The organism is Chelatococcus sp. KU-N122 (assembly GCF_055391085.1).
Genome location: NZ_AP043981.1, coordinates 604,414 through 624,810 on the forward strand (window position 1 = coordinate 604,414; position 20,397 = coordinate 624,810).

Sequence of the window (20,397 nt, forward strand, 5' to 3'; positions counted from 1 at the left end):
TCCCCTCCGTGCGGGCCGGGGCCTCGCGCCTCAGCCCTTGATGGTCCTGCCGACGCCCTGCATCAGCACCTTGAGGCCCGAAATCGGCTTTGCCGCTTCGGCGGCCCCGTCCGGCTCGGCGATCTGGGCGGCCAGGTTCCTGGCGAACTGGTCCATGATGACCTGGGCCGTGTTCTGGATGACGGCAGCCCCCCGCCCGTACTGGGCGATGGCGCCGGCCAGCTGCACGTCGGTGTCGACGAGGACGCGCGTGCCGCCGTCGGCGGCCGCGAGGGCGAAGGTGACGTCGGCGCGGGCGGTGCCGCGCGCCTTGGTCTCGGTGCCGCTCGCCTCGGCGACCACCCGGTGCGCCTCGGCATCTACCTCGCGGTAGGCCACGGTGCCCTTGAAGTTGAGCAGGACGGGGCCGAGCCGGACCGCGACAGTGCCGAGGAAGCGGCCATCGGGATCCTGCTCCAGCAGCTCGGCCCCCGGCGCGCAGCGGGCGACGCGGGGGATGTCATTCAGCACCAGCCAGGCGCCCTCGACCGGCAGCGGCACCGTGAACTCGTTGTGGATCTTCATGACAGTCCTCCGGCCACATCGGCAGGCGACGAGCGGTAGGCCCCAGCCGCTTCGAGCGCCGCGACGATCCGGTCCGGCATGACGGGCGTCTCGGCGAAGTGAACGCCGTAAGGCGACAAGGCATTCTCGATGGCGGCGACGATGGCGGCGGCGGCGGGGATCGTGCCGCCCTCCCCAGCGCCCTTCACGCCGATCGGGTTGAGCGGCGACGGCGTCTCCACGTGCGCGATCTTGCAGATTGGCACATCGGTCGCCATCGGCAGCAGATAGTCGGCAAAGCTCACCGTCAGCGGTTGCGCGTTGTCGTCGTACTGCATCCACTCCAGCAGGGCATTGCCGATGCCGTGGGCGACGCCGCCCTGCACCTGGCCGTCGACGATCAGCGGGTTGATGACGTTGCCGCAGTCGTGGGCCACCGCGTAGTGCAGGATCTTCACGCCGCCGGTGCCGATATCCACCTCCACCTCGGCCACATGGGTGCCGCTGCAGTAGGAGGCCTGGGGCGGCGTGAAGTAGGCGGTGCTCTCCAGGCCCACCTCCTCGCCGGCCTCCATGGAGAAGCCGGGCATGCCCTGGGCCTGGCGGGAGAGCTCGCCGAACGAAATGGTCGGCGCATTGCCGGAGCGGGCGACGGCCATGCCGTCCTCGAGATCGATCTCGTCCTCGCCTACGCCCAGCGCCTTGGCCGCAAGCTTCAGGATCCGGCCTCTCACCGCATCGGCGGCGATCGAGGCGGACGATCCCGCGTTGACGGCGAGCCGGCTTGCAAATGCGCCGACGCCGTTGGCGATGACCGCGGTGTCACCGATCGCCACGACCACGTCCTCGAGCCGACAGCCGACGCGGTCGGCCACGATCTGGGCCAGCGTCGTGCGCGTGCCCTGGCCTTGGCTGGTGGCGCCGGAGGCGACCTTGACCTTGCCGTTCGGCAGCACGCGGACGGTGACGCCCTCGAACGGGCCGAGCCCGGTTCCCTCCACGTAGGAGGCGACGCCGATGCCGATGTGGCGTCCGCTGCGCCGGGCCTGCTCCTGGCGCGCCTTGAAGCCCTCATAATCGGCCAGCGCGATCGCCGCATCGTGGCCGCGCGGATAGTCGCCGCTGTCGTAGATCAGCGGCTTGCCGTCCCGGAAGGTCAGGCCGACGGAATAGGGCATCTGCTCGGGCCGGATGTAGTTGCGGCGCCGGACGTCGGCGGGATCGAGGCCGAGCTCGCGCGCCACCCGGTCCATCAGCCGTTCCATGGCGAACACAGCCTGCGGCCGTCCGGCGCCGCGCACCGGCGTGGTGGCGACCTTGTTGGTGAAGGCGACCGTGCAATCGAGGCGGTAGGCGGGCACGACGTAGGGGCCCGGCATGGTGGCGCCGGCGATGTAGGGCATGATGATGCCCCACGGCACGTAGGCGCCGGTGTCGTGGAGCATGCGCCCGCGGACGCCCAGAATCCGGGCTTCGTCATCGACGGCGATCTCGACGTCCCAATACTGGTCGCGCTCCTGGGTGGCGCAGAGGAAATGCTCGCGCCGGTCCTCGATGAACTTCACCGGCCGGCCCATGAGGCGCGCCGCGTGGGCGACCACGGGCTCCTCGGGATAGAAGATCGCCTTGGGACCGAAGCCGCCGCCCACGTCAGGCGCGGCCACGCGGATGTTCTCGAGGCCGAGCTCCAGCACCTCCGCCAGCATGCGCCGGCCGATGTGGGGCGTCTGGGTCGCCGACCAGACGGTCAGCAGTTCGCCGTCCTCATCGTACTGGGCGAGGACACCGCGCGGCTCCATGGCCATGCCGCCGCCGCGGTGCTGCCAGAGCGCCTCCTTGAAGACGTGCGCGGCGGAGGCGAACGCCGCCTCGACGTCGCCGTAGGTCATGGCGAACTGCGACACGACGTTGCCGTCGAGATCCTGGTGCACACGTGCAGCACCTGGCGCCACGGCGGCGCGGACGTCGCTGACGGCGGGCAGGACGTCGTAGTCCACGTCGATCAGCGCCAGCGCGTCCTCGCCGACGTAGCGGCTGTCGGCGATCACCACCGCCAGCGCCTGGCCCACGTAGCAGACCTCGTCGACGGCGAGGCAATGCTGGGTGCGCAGCGTCGACATGGTGGCATTGGGCAGCAGCAGCGGCATGCGCTGGGTGCGCATGCGCGCCGGTAGATCGGCCGCAGTCAGCACCGCATGCACGCCCGGCATGGCGAGCGCCGCCGATGCGTCGATGCGGCGGATGCGGGCATGCCCGTGCGGGCTGCGCAGGAAGCAGGCGTGCAGCGCTCCGGGCGCGCGGATGTCGTCGACGTAGCGCCCCTTGCCGGCCAGCAGCGGCGCGTCCTCGAAGCGGGTGACCTTGGCGCCGAAATGCTTGGCTCCCATCAGGCGGCCCCCTTCCGGCGCAGCTCCAGCGCCGCGACGAGGGCTGCCTGCACCGGACCGGCGTAGCCCGTGCAGCGGCACAGGTGGCCGGTGAGGACCTCGCGCACGTCGCCTTCGGTGGGCTCGGCATTGTCCGTCAGCAGCTCGGTGAGGCTCATGAGGATGCCCGGCGTGCAGTAGCCGCACTGCAGACCATGATGGTCGCGGAATGCCGCCTGCAGCGGGTTCAGCTCGCCCGCCTCGCTCAACCCTTCCACGGTGGTCAGGGCGCAGCCGTCCACCTGCACGGCGAAGGTCAGGCACGAGCGCGCCGAGCGGCCGTCGATCAGGACGGTGCAGGCACCGCACACACCGTGCTCGCAGCCGAGATGGGTGCCGGTCAGCCCGAGCTCGTGGCGCAGAAAATCGGCGAGCGTCGTGCGCGCGGCGACTTCACGGACATAGGCGCGGCCGTTGACGGTCAAGGCGACGGAATGGATTGCGGTCATGCGGCCTCCCGTACGGTCGTTGCGCTGCGCTGCCATGCCTCGCGCAGCGCGCGCTCGGTCAGCACGCGGGCCAGATGGCGGCGGTAGGCGGAGGTGCCGTGGATGTCGTCGACGGCATCGATCTCGGCGGCGGCGGCCGCCGCGCGCGCGACGGTCGCGTCGTCGAAGGCACGGCCGGCCAGGATTGCCTCGGCCTCGTCGCGGCGGATCGGCCCATCGGCCACGCCGCACAGCGCGATCGAGGCCCGGCCTATACGGCCGTCGGCGGCCCGGGCGAGCAGGACGGCCGCGCCGGCCACGGCGAAATCGCCGTGACGCCGCGCATATTCCTGAAACGAGCAGCCGTGGCCGGCGGGCCAGGCGTCGACGTGAATCGCGCACAACAGCTCGTCGAGCCCGACGGCCGTGGTCATGAAGCCGTGCACGAACGCCCGCATGGGCACGCGGCGGGCGCCGTCCTGGCCGCGGATCTCGATTTCCGCATCGTGGGCCAGGCAGACAGTCGGCAGCTCGGCGGCCGGATCCGCATGGGCCAGGCTGCCGCCGATGGTGCCGCGGTTGCGCGTCTGGCGATGGCCGACATGGGCGAGCGCCGCCCTGAACAGCGGTGCCGCCGCGGCCAGCCCCGCCGAAAACTCCAGCTCCCGCTGCCGCGTCATGGCGCCGATGCGGATCCGCCCGTCCGTGATGGCGATGCCGGCGAGCTCGGGGATGCGTGCGACGTCGATCAGGTGATCCGGCATGGCGTAGCGGAAATTCATCATCGCCACGAGCGACTGGCCGCCGGCGAGGACCTTGGCGTTGTCGAGCGTGCCGAGCAGACCGATCGCGTCGTCAACCGATTGCGGCCGGTGATAATCGAACGGGCCGGGCTTCATCGCCGCCCGCCCCGGACGTTGCGCGCGCGGACCGGACGATCGCGCCATCCATCCGCACGGAGCTTCGCCCGACATTTGTCGATGCCTTTGACGTCGATCATGCAGCCACCTCCCTGGAGGTTTCCTTTCGTTCCGTATAATGGAACGTATGTTTCTTTACGCTAGACCCTAAGGAGGATAGCAAATGGATGTCAAGCGCGAGCATGGCAGATTTTACAGTCTGCATAGCTTGACGAGCGACGTAAATCTGCCAAGTTGTTCCACTTATCAATCAAATTGTTCCATTGAATAGAACATGAATCGAGATCCCGTCACCAAGACGCTACGCACGCTCAAATGGCTGATCGAGGAGCCGGCGGGCTCTGTCGGCGTGCGCGAGCTCGCCGGCGCGCTGGACATGTCGCCGAGCGGCGTGCACCGGCTGCTCGCCATCCTGCTCGAGGAGGGCCTGGTGCGGCAGGATCCGGTGTCGTCGCGCTATTCACTCGGGGTCGAGCTCTATCGCCTCGCCAATATCGCCGCCGCGAAGGCGCCGATCCGGCAGGTGGCGTTGCGGCACATGCGCCGCCTCGTCGACGCCTGCAACGAGACCGCGCTGCTCGGCATCTACGACCGCGGTCGCCAGGAGATGATCTTCGCCGCGACCATCGAATCGTCGCATCCACTCCGCTACGTCATCGAGCTCAACCAGTGGCTGCCGGTCCATGTGGGGGCGACCGGCCTTGCCATCATGGCCTTCCTGGAGCCGGACGAGATCGGGTCGATCATCGCGCGCACGCGGCTGGCGCCGGCGACGAGCAACTCGATCACCGAGTCCTACCGGCTCGAGACAGAGCTGCAGCGCATCCGCGAGCGCGGCGCCGCCTCGACGCGCGGCCAGCGCATCCCCGGAGCAGTGGGCCTGGCCGCACCGATCTTCGGATCCCGAGGTGAGATCGTGGCCGACATCTGCCTGACCATTCCCGAGCAGCGCTTCGACCAGGCGAGCGAGGGCAGGCTGCTCGATGTCCTGATCGATTGTGCCGCCCGCATCACCGAGGAGATCGGTGGCAAGCACCTGCTCAGGCGCGCGGCCGAATAGGCCATCTGACGGGCCGACGCCCGTACAACGACAAGAACAAGCATAATTCCGGAGGAAAATCTGATGACGATGCAAGTCGCCACGCGTGTAGCCGCCGATGACAAGACGACACGCTACCAGATGCTGTGTCTGATTTCAGCCTTTGCCGGCTGGATGTTCGACTCGATGGATCTAAACCTGTTCACGCTTGTATTGTTTCCGAGCGTGACCGAACTGACGAAGATGACGGACCCGGCCGAGGTCGCCAAGATCGGCGGTTATATTATGGCCGTCAAACTGTTCTGCTGGGGCATCGGCGGAATTCTCTTCGGCGTGGTCGCGGACCGCTGGGGCCGGTCACGGACCATGGTGATCACCATTCTCATCTATTCGGTCTTCACCGGCCTGAGCGGGCTGGCGCAGAACTGGCAGCAGCTCGCCCTCCTTCAAGCCATCGCCGGCTTCGGCATCGGCGGCGAATGGGCCGCGGGCGCGGCCCTGATCGCCGAAACGTGGCCGGAGCACCGCCGCGCCCGCGCCATGCAGATCATGCAGATGGCGTTCGCCTTCGGCTTCTTCGCTGCGGCGCTGAACAATCTGCTGCTCGGCCCGATCAGCTGGCGCTGGGTGCTGGTGGCGGGCGCCCTGCCCGCCCTGGCCAGCCTGCTGATCCGCTTCTTCGTGCCCGAGCCGGAGCGCTGGGTCCAGGTGAAGAAGAGCGAAGCACAAGCGCCGGAGGGGGCGGCCAGCGCCGCCGCCACCTTCGCGGCGATCTTCAAGCCGGACCTCAGGCGGCGCACGATCGTCGGTGCGCTCGTCGCCTCCTCCGTCATGATCGGCTGCTGGGGCGGGCTGACGCTGCTGCCGAGCTGGATCCAGCAGCTCGTGCGGGCGTCGGGCGGCAGCAACGGCGTCGAAATCATCAGCTACGCCTTCATGCTGATGATGGTCGGCGCCGTGCTGGGCTATCTGACCCTGATCTGGACCACCGAGGCGCTGGGACGGCGCCCATCCTATTTCATCTTCAACGTGGCCGCGCTGCTCTCCTCGCTCTACTTGTTCTTCTACATCAAGGACCTGACGTCGCTGCTGTGGTTCATGTTGGTCTATGGCTATTTCGTCATCGGCGGCTTCGGCACCTTCGCCGTGTACCTGCCGGAGCTCTATCCGACACGGGTCCGCGCCACGGGACAGGGCTTCTGCTGGAACGCCGCGCGCTCGGTGACGGCCCTCGGGCCGCTCGTCGCGGGCTGGCTGGTGGCCGAGTTCGGCTCGTTTCCGGCGGCAGCCGGCGCCGTCGCCTTCGCCTATCTGATCGGCGCGGTCGTCATCTGGTTCGGGCCCGAAACGCGCGGCATCCCGCTGAGCGATTAGAGCATGATCCCAAGAAGTGGACACCGGTTCTTGGACAAGATCATGCTCAAAATAAAGACTTAGAGCGGGATGATGATGATTCGAAGAAAAATCGTCCCGTTCTAGGTCATCGTAAAGACGGTACGCCGGGTGCTGTCATCGGCGGGCCACGCCTGTTCCACGTCCGACAAGGGGACAGGCGTGGCCGCGATCTTGAAGCCGCCGGGGGCCGCCGCCTGCAGCACCCCGGCGACGGCCTCGACGAGGCGCTCGAGGGATATGCTGCCGATGCCGCTGCCCATCAGCTCGATCGCCGACGAGCGCAGCACGGCGCTCGGCAGCGTTATGTCGGATCCGCTCGCAGACCCCACCTGGACGAACCGGATGGGCACGGCATCGGCGCCCGCCTTGGCAGCGGCGATCAGAAGGCGCTCCGCACTCGCCCCCCACAGATAGTCGATGACGACATCCACCCCGTCGGCGAACTGCGCCTTGAAGCGCTCCTCGAGAGCCGCATCGGTCCCGGCCAGCGAAATGGTCACGTCGGCACCCAGAGCCGCGACCGATGTCAGGGCGTCCGCATGGCGGCCGGTCGCAATGACCTTCCCCGCCCCGAGATGCTTGGCGATCTGCACGGCGAGACGGCCGGCCGTTCCAGTGGCGCCGTTGACCAGCACGGTCTCGCCGGCCTTGAGCCGCGCGCGCTCCGTGTAGGCGGCCCAGGACGACATGCCGGGGTTGGCGATGGCGGCGGCGGTCACGTCGTCGAGCTCGTCGGGCAGTGCCACGCAGTGCGCCGCAGGCACCACGGCTTGCTCCGCCATGCTGCCGTAAGGTGCTGTCGGCATGACGAAGTACACGCGCCGCCCGCCGTCGAGCCGTCCCACGCCATCGATTCCCACGATGAAGGGAAACCGGCCGGACGAGCTGTAGTGCGCGCCCGAGGCCCGGCTCTTGACGACGGGGCTGATGGCGGCGGCCGTCACCTTGATGCGCACGTCGCCCGGGGACGGCAACGGCTCGCTGAAGTCGCCGTACACGGGCGCTTGCCCGACGCCCGAGACGATCGCGGCCTTCATCGCGGCTCTCCTTTTCGGCTGTCCAATTATGTGCATAATACACACATATATATGGGAGCTGCCGATGCCGTCAACAAAGAAGGTGCAAAATACACATATCGGGAGCCAGCTGCGCCGGCTGCACGGGGCAGTCCTCGATATCGTCGGCATCATGAACCGGCCGCAGCGCGACGAGGCGATGATCAAGGCGGCCGGGATTCCGCTCGACCGGGCACTGTTCCCGCTGCTGGTCGGCATAGAGCGGTTCGGGCCGATCGGCGTGGTGGAGCTGGCCGACCGTGTGGGCCGTGACTACACCACCGTCAGCCGCCAGGTGGCGAAGCTCGAGGGCCTCGGCCTGGTCGAGCGCCGGGGGAGCGCTGCCGACCGCCGTGTGCGCGAGGCCGTCATCAGCCCGAAAGGCAAGGCGATGACCGACCTCGTCGACGCCGCGCGCGACAGGATCGGCCGCGCCATCTTCGCGACGTGGGACCCACACGACATCGACGAGCTGGTGCGGCTCATGCGGAAGTTCGCGGATGCCATGACGGACGAGCCGCCGGCCGGCCCGTGATGCCTCCTCATCGGCACGCGCGATCCGACGGCTGCAAAGGCGGGCTTGACCCGGCCGCCCATCAAATCGAAACTGCGGCCCGGCGTCCTCTGCAGGAGGGTTGCATGGACGATGTGACGGCTGCCTGGCCGGACCTACCCTATGCGCCTTGGCGTGAGACGGCCGCGACCCTGCAGCTGTGGACGCAGATCGTCGGCAAGGTGCGGCTCGCGCTGAGTCCCTGGCTCAACCATGGCTGGCAGGTGGCGCTCTACGTGTCGGCCCGCGGGTTGACGACGTCGCCGATCCCCATCGGACACGAGATCCTCGAGCTCGAGCTCGACTTCATCAGCCACCGCCTCATCGCCCGCACCAGCCGCGGCGACGAGCAGGCGCTGGCGCTCGTCGCGGAGCCGGTGGCCGACTTCTATCACCGGGTCATCGAGCTCCTCGACGGCCTCGGCGCCGTGGTGGCGATCAACGAGACGCCGAACGAGGTGCCCGACCCGATCCCGTTCTCGCAGGACCACACCCATGCCGCCTACGATGCCGCCGCGGCCCATCGCTTCTGGCGCGCGCTGGTACAAGTGGACCGCGTCTTCAAGCTCTTCCGCAGCGGCTTTCTCGGCAAAGCGAGCCCCGTCCACTTCTTCTGGGGCAGCTTCGACCTCGCCGTCACCCGCTTCTCGGGCCGCCCCGCCCCACTTCACCCCGGCGGCGTGCCGGGACTGCCGGACCCGGTGACACGGGAGGCCTATTCGCACGAGGTGAGCAGCGCCGGCTTCTGGCCGGGCAGCGACGCGTTCCCGCAGGCGGCGTTTTATTCCTACGCCTATCCCGAGCCCGCCGCGTACCGCGACCAGCTGGTGACGCCGCAGGCGCGTTTCGACACGACGTTCGGCGAGTTCATCCTGCCCTATGAGGCGGTCCGCACGGCCCCCGACCCGGACGCCTTGCTGCTCGACTTTCTGGCGAGCACCTATGCCGCGGCAGCGGACACGGGGCACTGGGACCGCGCCGCGCTGGACTGCCCGTTCGGCGCGCCCGGACAGGTCCGTCTGCTCTAATTGGCGCCATCGTTCCGTCTCAGCTGAACCGCTTGGAGGTCGAGCTCCATACCTCGCCCCACGTGTGGGGAGAGGTCGCCTTGCGCGCCAGCGCAAGGCGGGTGAGGGGGGCTCCCGGAGAAGGCTCAAGGCCGGTCACGGCACGCGTCAAGCCCCCTCCCTCTCCAAGAAGAATGGGGCTTGCCGCATTCTTCAGTCCCTTGAGTGCGCAAGTCGGGGAAACCCGACTTGCGTTGAAGCGGGGAGAGGGTGCGCGGCGGCCCCGCCAACGCCAATCGTCAAAGCTCGCGGGGGCCCGGCTTTGTCTCTACGTCGGCGGCGTGCCGTTGGCGGCCAGCGCCTCGCCGGCGATGTAGAGCGAGCCGGTGATCAGCACGCGTGGCGCACGCGCCCAGACCCGCTCGCCCAGGCTCGCCAGGGCCGCCTCGATGCCGTCGCGGCTCTCGGCCCGGAGCCCGACGGCGCGGGCGATCTCGGCCAGCTCGTCCGCCGGCCGCGCGGCCAGCTGGCCATGGATGGGCACGGCCAGGAGATCGCTGGCGAGGCCCGCGAATGGGCCGAGGAAGCCCCGGGCGTCCTTGGTGCCGAGCATGCCGACGATGAGCACCAGCGGTGCGGGGCTCTTTTCCTCGAGCTCCGCCATGGCCGCGGCGATGGCACGGCCGCCGTCCGGATTGTGGCCACCGTCGAGCCAGACCTCGGTGCCGGCGGGCGCCAACTCGGCGAGGCGGCCGCCCCTGAGCCGCTGCAGGCGCCCCGGCCATTGAGCGGCACCGATGCCGGCATCGATCGCCGCCCGATCGACCGCGGCGAAGCCCGCGGCGCGGATGGCCGCGATGGCGGCGCCGGCGTTGACGTGCTGGTGGCGGCCGGCGAGGCGCGGCAGCGGCAGGTCCAGCAGGCAGCTCGTATCCTCGTAGATGAGTCGGCCCGATTCCTCGCGCGCCATGAAATCCTGGCCGCCCACCCAAACCCGGGCGCCGACCCGCTCGGCCGCAGCCTCGAGCACGGCGGTGGTCTCCGGCTCCTGCTGGGCGATGATCGCCGGCCGGCCGCGCTTGAACACGCCCGCCTTCTCCGCCGCGATCAGGGTGACGCGGTCGCCGAGATATTCGGCGTGGTCGAGGGACACCGGCGTGACCACCGCCGCGGCCGGCGTCGCGATCACGTTGGTGGCGTCGAAGCGGCCGCCGAGGCCCACCTCGAGCAGCAGCGCGTCGGCCGGATGATCGGCGAACAGCGAGAAGGCTGCCGCGGTGGTGATCTCGAACACCGTGATGGGCGCGCCGGCGTTGAGCGTCTCGCAGGTGCGCAACGCCGCCACCAGCCGCTCCTCGTCGACGAAGCGGCCGCCCCCCGACCGCCCCAGCCGGATGCGCTCGTGGAAGCGGACGAGATGGGGCGAGGTGTAGACGTGAACCCGGAGCCCGGCAGCCTCCAGCATCGCGCGCATGAAGGCGATCGTCGATCCCTTGCCGTTGGTGCCGGCCACGTGCACCACCGGCGGCAGGCGCCGCTCGGGATGGTCGAGCCGGGCGAGCAGCGCCTGGATGCGCTCCAGCGACAGATCGATGGATTTGGGGTGCAGGCCCAGGAAGCGGGCGATCAGGGCATCCGAGGACTCCGGCCCACCCTGCGCCGGCAGTGGTCCGCTCATTCAGCCGCAGCGTCGAGCTTGACCGTCGTGTTGGCGGCGGCCGGCGGGGGCAGCGCGACGGAAGGATCGGGCGGCGCGGCGTGCTCCTCGGTGTCATCCGGCCGCACCGCCTCGTCCTCGACGACGGGCTGCTTGGTGAGGATGCGGCACAGCCGTGCGATGGTCGGCTTCAGCTGGTGGCGGTGAACCACCATGTCGACCATGCCGTGATCCTTGAGGTACTCGGCCCGCTGGAAGCCGTCCGGCAGCTTCTCGCGGATGGTCTGCTCGATGACGCGCGGCCCGGCGAAGCCGATCAGCGCCCCGGGCTCGGCGATATGGATGTCGCCCAGCATGGCGTAGGAGGCGGTGACGCCGCCGGTGGTCGGGTTGGTGAGCACGACGATATAGGGCAATTGCGCCGCGCGCAGGCGACGCACCGCTACGGTGGTGCGCGGCATCTGCATCAGCGAGAACATGCCCTCCTGCATGCGCGCTCCGCCCGACGCGGCAAACAGCACGAAGGGCGTGCTGCGGCTGACCGCCGTCTCCATGGCCGTGACGATCGCCTCGCCCGCCGCCATGCCGAGCGAGCCGCCCATGAACTCGAAATCCTGCACGGCGATCGTCACCGGCAGATGCTCCACCTCGCCCACGCCCACCTTGACCGCGTCGACCTGGCCAGTCTTGGCGCGCGCGTCACGCAGCCGGTCGATGTAGCGCTTCTCGTCGCGGAACTTGAGCGGATCGAGCGGCACCTCCGGCAGCGCGATCTCCTCCCAGCGCTCGCCGTCGAACATCGACTTGAGCCGGTCCGCAGCGCCCATCCGGAGGTGGAAGTTGGAGCCGGGGATGACGAACAGGTTCGCCTCCACCTCCTTGTGGAAGACCATCTGGCCGGTATCCGGACATTTGATCCAGAGGTTCTCCGGTACCTCCCGCTTGAACAGCGTCTTGATCTTCGGCCGAACGACGTCGGAAATCCAGTTCATGAGGTCCCAACCTCCAGGCGCGCCGCTCGATCAACCCTGCGGGCGAGATCCGTATGTGGGGGCGAAGCGTACAATTTCATGACGCTGCAGCCGCAATATCCGCCTGCCTTGCGTCTTCCCCCTAACGAATGTTTACACGCCGCGGCTCAGGCCGCGTGTGATTTGGCGGCGCTCCGCACACCCGCCGCGAGCTCCCGCACCAGCGCGGCCACGCTCTCCGCCGTCGCGCCCGTCGCGCGGCCGTCGGCGTCGAGCGACCCCTTCACCCGCTCCACCAGCGCGGTGCCGACGACGACGCCATCGGCGGACGCCGCCACGGCGGCCGCATGGGCCGCCGTCCTGACGCCGAAGCCGACGGCGACCGGCAGCCGCGTGTGCCCCTTGATGCGCTCGACCGCCGTGGCGACCTTGCCGAAATCGGGCGTCGCCGACCCGGTGATGCCGGTGATCGACACGTAATAGACGAAGCCGGCGGTATTGGCGAGCACCGCCGGCAAGCGCACGTCGTCGGTCGTCGGCGTCGCCAGGCGGACGAACGCGAGGCCGGCCTCGAGCGCCGGCAGGCACAGCTCCTCATCCTCCTCGGGCGGCAGGTCGACGACGATCAGCCCGTCGACGCCGGCGGCCCGGGCATCCGCCAGGAAGCGGGCGACGCCATAGATGTAGATCGGGTTGTAGTAGCCCATCAGGATGATCGGGGTGGCCGTGTCGCCGGCGCGAAAGCGCGCCACCAGCTCGAGCGTCTTCACCATGGTCTGGCCGCCGGCCAGCGCCCGCAGGCCCGCGGCCTGGATCGCCGGGCCGTCGGCCATGGGGTCGGTGAACGGCATGCCGAGCTCGATCACGTCGGCGCCGGCGCCCGGCAGGGCCTCCACCACCGCGAGCGAGGCCTCGAAATCCGGATCGCCGGCCGTCACGAAGGTGACCAGCGCTGCCCGCCCCTCGGCGCGGCAGGCGGCGAAGCGGGCATCGATGCGCGCAACCCCGCCGGGCGCGTGCGGCTCGCTCATGGCCTGCCTCCCAGGATCTCGGCCACCTGCGGCACGTCCTTGTCGCCACGGCCGGACAGATTGACCACCATCAGATGCTCGCGCGGCAGCTGCGGCGCCAGCTCCACGACGCGCGCGATGGCGTGGGCGGGCTCGAGCGCCGGGATGATGCCCTCCAGCCGCGTCAGCAGTTGGAAGGCCGCCAGCGCCTCCTCGTCGGTCGCCGACAGGTACGTCACCCGGCCGACGTCGTTGAGCCAGGCATGCTCGGGGCCGATGCCGGGATAGTCGAGGCCGGCCGAGATCGAATGGGCCTCGGTGATCTGCCCGTCGCCGTCCATCAGCAGGTAGGTGCGGTTGCCGTGCAGCACGCCCGGCCGGCCGCCGGCGATGGAGGCGGCGTGCGCCCCCGAGGCGACGCCGTGGCCGGCGGCCTCGACGCCGTAGATGGCGACCGACGGCTCGTCGAGGAAGGGATGGAACAGGCCCATGGCGTTGGAGCCGCCACCGATGCAGGCGATCAGGCTGTCGGGCAGGCGCCCTTCCGCCTCCAGCATCTGGGTGCGCGTCTCGTGGCCGATGATCGACTGGAAGTCGCGCACGATGGTGGGATAGGGATGCGGCCCCGCCACCGTGCCGATGCAGTAGAACGTGCTGTCGACGTTCGTCACCCAGTCGCGCAGGGCGTCGTTCATGGCGTCCTTGAGCGTGCGCGAGCCGGACTGGACCGGCACCACCTCGGCCCCGAGCATGCGCATGCGGAAGACGTTGGGCATCTGCCGCTCGACGTCGACGGCGCCCATGTAGATCACGCAATCGAGGCCGAAGCGGGCGCACAGGGTCGCGGTCGCCACACCGTGCTGGCCCGCCCCGGTCTCGGCGATGATGCGCTTCTTGCCCATGCGCCGCGCCAGCATGATCTGGCCCAGCACGTTGTTCACCTTGTGGGAGCCGGTGTGGTTGAGCTCCTCGCGCTTCAGATAGATCTTGGCGCCGCCGCTGCCACCGGCATCCTCCGCCTGCCGGCGCAGGTGCTCGGTCAGCCGCTCGGCGTAGTAGAGCGGGCTGGGCCGGCCGACGTAACGGGCGAGGTGGCCGTCCATCTCGGCCTTGAAGGCAGGATCGGTCTGCGCCTCGCGGTAGGCGCGCTCCAGCTCGAGGATGAGCGGCATCAGCGTCTCGGCGACGAAGCGGCCGCCGTAGAGGCCGAAGCGGCCGCGCTCGTCGGCCCCGCTGCGGAACGAGTTCGGCCGGTCGGGCGTCGTCGCGTCCGGCGTTGAGAGCTTGGGCACTGAGAGCTTGGAATTGGCGGTCACGCGACCTTGTCCTTGCAGACCTGGCGGGCGCTGCGCGCCGCGCGGATGAAAGCTTCGATGAGGGCCGGGTCCTTCACGCCCGGCGCGGCCTCCACGCCGGACGAGACGTCGACGCCCATGAAGCCGCGATGGGTGCCGGCCTGCTCGATGGCGTCGACGACATTGGCGGGCGTCAGGCCGCCGGAAAGCATGAACGGCGGCAGCTCAGCCGCGGCGATCAGCCGCCAGTCGAAGCTGGCGCCGTTGCCGCCGGGGCGCGTCGCATCCTGCGGCGGCTTGGCGTCGAGCAGCAGGCGATCCGCCGCCGTGAAGGCGCCGGCGACGGCGAGATCGGCGGCGGTCGCAACCCCGACCGCCTTCATCGCGCGGACCTGCGTTGTCGTAAGGTCTCGGCCGCGCGCACGCAGCGCCGCCAGGCGCTCGCCGCTTTCGTGCCCGTGCAGCTGCAGCCAGTCCGGGCGTACCTCGGCACAGATCGCGTCGATCAGCGCATCGTCGGCGTCGACGGTCAGCGCCACCACTTCGGCGCGGCCGCGCACGTGCTGCCTCAGCGCCTTGGCGGCGGCAACCGACACGTGGCGCGGGCTCCGGGGAAAGAACACCAGCCCGATCATGTCGGCACCGCAGCCGAGCGCCGTATCGAGCGACTCGACCGAGTTCAACCCGCAGATCTTGACGAGAACCGACATCGCGTGGAGTTGGCACGGGAGGGGCCGCTTGTCCACCTCGCCCGCTGTCGCGGCGGCGGACCACGTCGGCGTGCCTTCGCTGGCGCCAGATTCTGCCGCACGATTGGGCACCCGGCAGTCATGATGGCGCGCCGACCACATTTGATAAAAAATTACGGTTGCAAACACGCCGCGAGCAACGTTAGTCTCTGCCCACGAAAAAGGCCTCGCTCACGCGGCCCAAGTCTCGGGAGGAAACGCCCACGGGGCACGTAGCATTTATGCTGCGGTGCAACATTCAGGGCGCGCCGCTCAATGGCGCAGATCTACCGGGGCAGCGAGGCTGCCCCTTTTTTTGCCCGCCATCCTCTGCGGCATGCGTGCACGAGGAAGTCGAGCCCGCCCCAGTGCCGCTTCAGCTCGTCGAACACGGCGTCCACCGAAGCCAGCTCCTTCACGTCGCAGGGCAGCACGATCGACGCGCCGAGCGACTGCGCCAACGGCGCCACCCGCTTCTTCACCACGTCGCCCTGGTGTGGATATCGATTTCGCGCCCGCCGCGCCGCGCGTCGGCCGAAGCATGTCCCGATCGCGTGAGCTCGACCGATCGGAAAGCGATGCTCCCGGTCCCGTGGCAACGGGATGCGCCGGCCTCTGAATCGGGCGATCCGCCCCGCGGCGCGCGGCCGCCCTGCGGGGCGCGCCGGCCGTGACGCCGCCCTCAGGCGTCGACGTGCTTCAACACCAAGGTCGCGTTGGTGCCGCCGAAGCCGAAGGAGTTGCTCAGCACCGCGCCGAGGTGAGCATTGTCGATCCGCTCGCGCACGATCGGCATGTCGGCGAAGGCCGGATCGATCTCGTCGATGTGCGCGCTCTCGCAGATGAAGCCGTTGTTCATCATGAGCAGGCTGTAGATCGTCTCCTGCACGCCGGTGGCGCCGAGCGAATGGCCGGTCAGCGCCTTGGTGCCGGAGATCGGCGGGCACTTGTCGCCCGCCCCGAAGATCTTGCGGATGGCATCGATCTCCGGCCCATCGCCCGCGGGCGTCGATGTGGCGTGCGGATTGATGTAGCTGATCGGCGTCTTGACGCCGGCGAGCGCGATGCGCATGCAGCGCTCGGCCCCTTCGCCGGACGGGGCGACCATGTCGTAGCCGTCGGACGTCGCGCCGTAGCCGACGATCTCGCCGTAGATGCGCGCGCCGCGCGCCTTGGCGTGCTCGAGCTCCTCCAGCACGACGACACCGGCGCCGCCCGCGATGACGAAGCCGTCGCGGTTCTTGTCGTAGGGACGGGAGGCGACGCCGGGGCGATCGTTGTACTTGCTCGACATGGCGCCCATGGCGTCGAACAGCACGGACAGGGTCCAGTCCAGCTCCTCGCAGCCGCCGGCGAACATCATGTCCTGCTTGCCGAACTGGATGAGCTCGTAAGCGTTGCCGATGCAATGGTTGGACGTCGCGCAGGCCGACGAGATCGAATAGTTGACGCCCTTGATCTTGAACCAGGTGGCGAGGGTCGCCGACGCGGTCGATGACATCGCCTTGGGCACCGCGAAGGGCCCGACCCGCTTGGGGCCCTTCTCGCGGGCGATGTCGGCCGCCTCCACCACCGAGCGGGTCGACGGGCCGCCCGACCCCATGATGATTCCCGTGCGCTCGTTGGAGATGTCCTGCAGCTCCAGCCCGGCGTCGCGGATGGCCTGGTCCATGGCCACGTGGTTCCAGGCCGTGCCGCCGCCGTGGAAGCGCATGGCGCGCCGGTCGACAACCTCGGCCGGATCGAGCGTCGGTGCGCCGTGCACCTGGCAGCGGAAGCCGAGCTGCGCATAAGCCTCGGCGCGCACGATGCCGGAGCGGGCCTCACGCAGGGACGCCACGACCTCCTGGGTATTGTTGCCGATGGACGACACGATTCCCATGCCGGTAACGACGACGCGTCTCATCGCTCGCCAATCCTTTCTCAGTGCCGCCTGGCCGCCGGATTCGCGGCGCAGCGGCCTAAAGCATTTTCCGGTCGGATGGCATCCGCCCGCGAGCACGCCCTAAATAGGTGAATCTGGTGCGCCTGCCCCGTGAGGTGAAGGCCTCCCGGGAAGCGCTCGAGGGGCGACACGCATTCCAGATGGTTGGATCGAAAGTAAGGCCGCCGCCATCGGCAGGCAGGCGCTGCCGTCACACCGCCCGCAACAGCCCGACGCGCAGGTCCTTGACCTCCTGCACGCGCTCGCCGTCGGCCTCCAGCCAGCCGTCGGCGATGCCGAGAATGAGCTTGGAGCGGAAGACGCGCTTGAGATCCACTCGGTAGACGACGCGCTTCACCGACGGCACCACCTGGCCGGTGAGCTTCACCTCACCCACGCCGAGCGCCCGGCCGCGCCCCTGCGATCCGGACCAACCGAGAAAGAAACCCAGCATCTGCCACAGCGCGTCGAGACCGAGGCAGCCGGGCATCACCGGGTCGCCCTTGAAATGGCAGGGGAAGAACCAGAGGTCCGGGCGCACGTCGAGCTCGGCCGTGACATGGCCCTTGCCGTGCTGGCCACCCGTCTCGCCGATCGACGAAATGCGATCGAACATCAGCATCGGCGGCAACGGCAGCTGTGCGTTGCCGGGCCCGAACATCTCGCCTCGCCCGCAGGCGAGAAGCTCCTCGTAGCTGTAGCTCGACTGGCGCTGTACGGTGGTCGCGGTCTCGGTCATGTTCCTGTCATCGGGCGGTCGATTGTAAGCCGTGTTCAGTTCTGACGTCCTAGAGCATTCCATCGTCCGATTGAACTCGACACGGCGCAAAAAAGCGTCACGTCGGCCATGAGGAACCGGGCAACGATGGTCCGGGCGGCCATCGCAGGCTCCTAGCACGGTTCCTGCATCGGCCGAAAGCGGCACGCGCGATGTTGCGATCGCGCCATCTCCTGCATATGATGTTGGTTGGATTATACACGGGTTGAATGTTCAATGAGCGATGGGGTTGTCGAAAACGCCGGGGGCCAGGACGAGCACGCGCACGCCGGCTTGCAGGGGTGTCCTGTTCATACGCTTCGGGGCGAATTGAGACGTGCGGGCCTGCGCCCGACCCGGCAGCGCGTCTCGCTGGGCTGGCTGCTGTTCGCCAAGGGTGACAGGCACGTCACGGCCGAGATGCTGTACGAGGAAGCGACGCGGGCCCGCGTCCCAGTGTCGCTTGCGACCGTCTACAACACCCTGCACCAGTTCACCGAGGCGGGTCTGCTGCGGGAAGTCGCCATCGATGGATCGCGCACCTATTTCGACACCAACGTCGGCAACCATCATCACTTCTTCGTCGAAGGCGAGGAGCGGCTGATGGACATTCCGGGCTCCTCCGTCACGATCGGCAACCTCCCGGCCGCTCCCGAAGGCATGGAGATCACCAAGGTCGACGTGGTCATCCGCCTGCGGCCGAAGAAGGTCTCCTGAGCTTTCATCTGCGTCATGGCCGGGCTCGATCCGGCCATCCATCCGCTCAGGATGCGCCGTTCAGCCGGCCTTGTCGGGCTTGAATCCCGCGCATCGATGCATCGCCGGATCAAGCCCGGTCATGACGACACACGGTCTGAGCGAACGGGTGAGCCGATTCCGGCGGCGCCGGGGCATCCTCCCGGGCAAGCCGTCTATTCCACCTTCTCGCCGGGATAGACGCCCCACAGCTTTTCCTGGCGCAGGTAGCCGCTGACGTTCTGGACCGTCACCAGGCACCAGCTGCCGTCGCAGCGCTTGATGTTGGCGATCACGTTGGGCTGCAGTTGGGCGACGACCGGCGCGTCATCCTTGGCCGATTCCAGCAGCGACATCATGCCCGTCTTGTCCCACGGCGCGACCAGCGCCGTGCGCCGGCCCGACAACAGGCTGTGCAGCACCCAGCCCTCGGTGCCCTCCGCATCCCGCACCCGTCGCCAGGTCTCGAACTCGGCCGTGATCTCCACCGGCAGGCCGGCGCGCTGGAACACCCAGGACGTGCGATGGTCCTTCGACGGCCCCTCGCGCAGGTTCACCCGATCCGACTTGAGGCTGACGTAGCGCGGCAGCGGCAGCCCGCTCGCCGTGCCGACCTGCGCCGCCAGGGCCGCGCCGGACGGGGCCGGCGCCAGCGCGAGGGCCAGCAGCAGCGGGGCGACCGCTGCCATGCGCCGCGGCGCCAGAAGCCTGAGCATGCGCCTCCCCACATCGATGAAAGCCAGGCCGGTGGCGCGCAAGCGGCGTCCGCCCTTGTCCGCCGTCCGCGGAGCATTCGCAGCGCGTCTCATTGTCTTTCTGCCGTCCTCTGCTAGAGAGGCATTGATGGGGTCGCCGCCCGTATCTGTGGCCCGGCCATGTTTAACGGGGGGTGAAACGCTCCCACCCGGACGCGTCATGATCAAGAAAAAGCCTTTCGTCGTCGTCACCCGCAAGCTGCCCGAGGTCATCGAACAACGGATGGCCGAACTCTTCGACGTGCGCCTCAATCCCGGCGACAAGCCGATGACGACGGCCGACCTCGTCGAGGCCATCCGATCCGCCGACATTCTGGTGCCGACGATCACCGACGAGATCGACTCGGCCGTGCTGGCGCAGGCCGGCCCGAACCTCAAGCTCATCGCCAATTTCGGCAACGGCGTGGACAACATCGACGTGCAGCAGGCATTGGCCCGCGGCATCACGGTGACCAACACGCCGGGCGTGCTGACCGAAGACACCGCCGACATGACGATGGCGCTGATCCTTGCCGTCGCCCGGCGCATCGCCGAGGGCGCGCGCATCCTGCTCGACGACCAGGAATGGGCCGGCTGGTCACCGACCTGGATGCTCGGCCGGCGCACCACCGGCAAGCGGCTCGGCATCGTCGGCATGGGCCGCATCGGCCAGGCGGTGGCGCGCCGCGCCCGGGCCTTCGGCCTGTCCATCAACTATCACAATCGCCGGCGCGTGCCGGCGGCGACCGAGCAGGCGCTCGAGGCCACCTATTGGGACTCCCTCGACCAGATGCTGGCCCGCATGGACATCGTCTCGGTCAACTGCCCGCATACGCCGGCCACGTATCATCTGCTCTCGGCCCGTCGCCTCAAGCTGCTCAAGCCCTCGGCCATCGTGGTCAACACGGCGCGCGGCGAAATCATCGACGAGACCGCGCTGGCGCGCATGCTGGAGGCCGACGAGCTCGCCGGAGCGGGGCTCGACGTCTTCGAGCACGAGCCGGCGGTCAACCCGCGCCTGCTGAAGCTCGCCAAGGCCCACAAGGTCGTGCTCCTGCCGCACCTGGGCTCGGCCACCATCGAAGGCCGCATCGACATGGGCGAGAAGGTGATCGTCAACATCAAGACCTTCATGGACGGGCACCGTCCGCCCGATCGCGTCCTGCCGAGCATGCTCTGACGGGCCGGAGAGAGACGGTTCCGGGTCGACCGATCCGGGA

At 68.9% G+C, this 20,397-nt stretch carries 20 protein-coding genes; 6 read left to right on the forward strand and 14 right to left on the reverse strand.

What is annotated here, in order from left to right; genetic code table 11:
• Positions 1–30 precede the first annotated feature (30 nt).
• Genes ACZ5PO_RS02720 through ACZ5PO_RS02735 form a run of 4 tightly spaced genes read right to left on the reverse strand, consistent with a single transcriptional unit; the run spans position 31 to position 4,296 of the window.
• Complete coding sequence (locus ACZ5PO_RS02720; RefSeq protein ID WP_464190007.1) at positions 31–564, reverse strand: SRPBCC family protein; 534 nt, start codon at positions 562–564, stop codon at positions 31–33.
• On the reverse strand, positions 561–2,930 hold the full coding sequence (locus tag ACZ5PO_RS02725) for a xanthine dehydrogenase family protein molybdopterin-binding subunit (RefSeq protein WP_464190009.1): 2,370 nt from the start codon (positions 2,928–2,930) through the stop codon (positions 561–563). The genes ACZ5PO_RS02720 and ACZ5PO_RS02725 overlap by 4 nt, the downstream gene beginning before the upstream one ends.
• Positions 2,930–3,418: a (2Fe-2S)-binding protein gene (locus ACZ5PO_RS02730; RefSeq protein WP_464190011.1), complete on the reverse strand. Its 489-nt coding sequence runs from the start codon at positions 3,416–3,418 to the stop codon at positions 2,930–2,932. Before ACZ5PO_RS02730 ends, ACZ5PO_RS02725 begins: the two co-directional genes overlap by 1 nt.
• Positions 3,415–4,296 (reverse strand): FAD binding domain-containing protein, encoded by an 882-nt coding sequence (locus ACZ5PO_RS02735; protein WP_464190013.1) that lies wholly within the window; start codon positions 4,294–4,296, stop codon positions 3,415–3,417. Before ACZ5PO_RS02735 ends, ACZ5PO_RS02730 begins: the two co-directional genes overlap by 4 nt.
• Before the next feature lie 295 nt (positions 4,297–4,591).
• On the opposite strand from ACZ5PO_RS02735, the gene ACZ5PO_RS02740 reads away from it, so the two are divergent.
• Together ACZ5PO_RS02740 and ACZ5PO_RS02745 are read left to right on the forward strand one after the other, a co-directional pair.
• Complete coding sequence (locus ACZ5PO_RS02740) at positions 4,592–5,377, forward strand: IclR family transcriptional regulator (protein ID WP_464190015.1); 786 nt, start codon at positions 4,592–4,594, stop codon at positions 5,375–5,377.
• Positions 5,378–5,440: 63 nt separating this feature from the next.
• On the forward strand, positions 5,441–6,730 hold the full coding sequence (locus ACZ5PO_RS02745) for an MFS transporter (RefSeq protein WP_464190017.1): 1,290 nt from the start codon (positions 5,441–5,443) through the stop codon (positions 6,728–6,730).
• A gap of 101 nt (positions 6,731–6,831) precedes the next feature.
• Here ACZ5PO_RS02745 and ACZ5PO_RS02750 read toward each other — a convergent pair whose 3' ends face one another.
• Positions 6,832–7,788: a quinone oxidoreductase family protein gene (locus ACZ5PO_RS02750; RefSeq protein ID WP_464190019.1), complete on the reverse strand. Its 957-nt coding sequence runs from the start codon at positions 7,786–7,788 to the stop codon at positions 6,832–6,834.
• 64 nt (positions 7,789–7,852) lie between these two features.
• On the opposite strand from ACZ5PO_RS02750, the gene ACZ5PO_RS02755 reads away from it, so the two are divergent.
• Together ACZ5PO_RS02755 and ACZ5PO_RS02760 are read left to right on the forward strand one after the other, a co-directional pair.
• A complete protein-coding gene (locus ACZ5PO_RS02755) occupies positions 7,853–8,341 on the forward strand; it encodes a MarR family winged helix-turn-helix transcriptional regulator (RefSeq protein WP_464190021.1) in 489 nt (162 codons plus the stop codon).
• 104 nt (positions 8,342–8,445) lie between these two features.
• A complete protein-coding gene (locus ACZ5PO_RS02760) occupies positions 8,446–9,387 on the forward strand; it encodes a DUF5996 family protein (RefSeq protein ID WP_464190023.1) in 942 nt (313 codons plus the stop codon).
• 307 nt (positions 9,388–9,694) lie between these two features.
• On the opposite strand, the gene ACZ5PO_RS02765 is transcribed toward ACZ5PO_RS02760, so the two are convergent.
• The 8 genes from ACZ5PO_RS02765 to fabA all read right to left on the reverse strand — a co-directional run bounded on the left by ACZ5PO_RS02765 (position 9,695) and on the right by fabA (position 17,690).
• On the reverse strand, positions 9,695–11,044 hold the full coding sequence (locus ACZ5PO_RS02765) for a bifunctional folylpolyglutamate synthase/dihydrofolate synthase (RefSeq protein WP_464190025.1): 1,350 nt from the start codon (positions 11,042–11,044) through the stop codon (positions 9,695–9,697).
• Positions 11,041–12,015, reverse strand: a complete 975-nt coding sequence (gene accD / locus ACZ5PO_RS02770; protein WP_464190027.1) for an acetyl-CoA carboxylase, carboxyltransferase subunit beta — start codon at positions 12,013–12,015, stop codon at positions 11,041–11,043. Before accD ends, ACZ5PO_RS02765 begins: the two co-directional genes overlap by 4 nt.
• Before the next feature lie 146 nt (positions 12,016–12,161).
• Positions 12,162–13,025 (reverse strand): tryptophan synthase subunit alpha, encoded by an 864-nt coding sequence (trpA, locus tag ACZ5PO_RS02775; RefSeq protein ID WP_464190029.1) that lies wholly within the window; start codon positions 13,023–13,025, stop codon positions 12,162–12,164.
• Positions 13,022–14,296: a tryptophan synthase subunit beta gene (trpB, locus tag ACZ5PO_RS02780; RefSeq protein ID WP_464196626.1), complete on the reverse strand. Its 1,275-nt coding sequence runs from the start codon at positions 14,294–14,296 to the stop codon at positions 13,022–13,024. Before trpB ends, trpA begins: the two co-directional genes overlap by 4 nt.
• Positions 14,297–14,316: 20 nt before the next feature.
• Positions 14,317–15,009, reverse strand: a complete 693-nt coding sequence (locus ACZ5PO_RS02785; RefSeq protein ID WP_464190031.1) for a phosphoribosylanthranilate isomerase — start codon at positions 15,007–15,009, stop codon at positions 14,317–14,319.
• A gap of 305 nt (positions 15,010–15,314) precedes the next feature.
• Positions 15,315–15,512, reverse strand: coding sequence for an SDR family oxidoreductase (locus ACZ5PO_RS02790; RefSeq protein WP_464190033.1), 198 nt, complete (start codon positions 15,510–15,512; stop codon positions 15,315–15,317).
• 197 nt (positions 15,513–15,709) lie between these two features.
• Positions 15,710–16,933, reverse strand: a complete 1,224-nt coding sequence (fabB, locus tag ACZ5PO_RS02795) for a beta-ketoacyl-ACP synthase I (protein WP_464190035.1) — start codon at positions 16,931–16,933, stop codon at positions 15,710–15,712.
• A 229-nt stretch (positions 16,934–17,162) separates the two neighbouring features.
• Positions 17,163–17,690, reverse strand: coding sequence for a 3-hydroxyacyl-[acyl-carrier-protein] dehydratase FabA (gene fabA / locus ACZ5PO_RS02800; protein ID WP_464190038.1), 528 nt, complete (start codon positions 17,688–17,690; stop codon positions 17,163–17,165).
• A 255-nt stretch (positions 17,691–17,945) separates the two neighbouring features.
• Here fabA and irrA point away from each other — a divergent pair, with 255 nt between their 5' ends.
• A complete protein-coding gene (gene irrA / locus ACZ5PO_RS02805; protein WP_464190040.1) occupies positions 17,946–18,425 on the forward strand; it encodes an iron response transcriptional regulator IrrA in 480 nt (159 codons plus the stop codon).
• A 194-nt stretch (positions 18,426–18,619) separates the two neighbouring features.
• Here the strand turns inward: irrA and ACZ5PO_RS02810 are convergent, their stop codons facing one another.
• Positions 18,620–19,159, reverse strand: a complete 540-nt coding sequence (locus ACZ5PO_RS02810) for an SH3 domain-containing protein (RefSeq protein WP_464190043.1) — start codon at positions 19,157–19,159, stop codon at positions 18,620–18,622.
• Between the two features lie 199 nt (positions 19,160–19,358).
• Here ACZ5PO_RS02810 and ACZ5PO_RS02815 point away from each other — a divergent pair, with 199 nt between their 5' ends.
• A complete protein-coding gene (locus ACZ5PO_RS02815; protein ID WP_464196628.1) occupies positions 19,359–20,357 on the forward strand; it encodes a 2-hydroxyacid dehydrogenase in 999 nt (332 codons plus the stop codon).
• Positions 20,358–20,397: the final 40 nt, after the last annotated feature.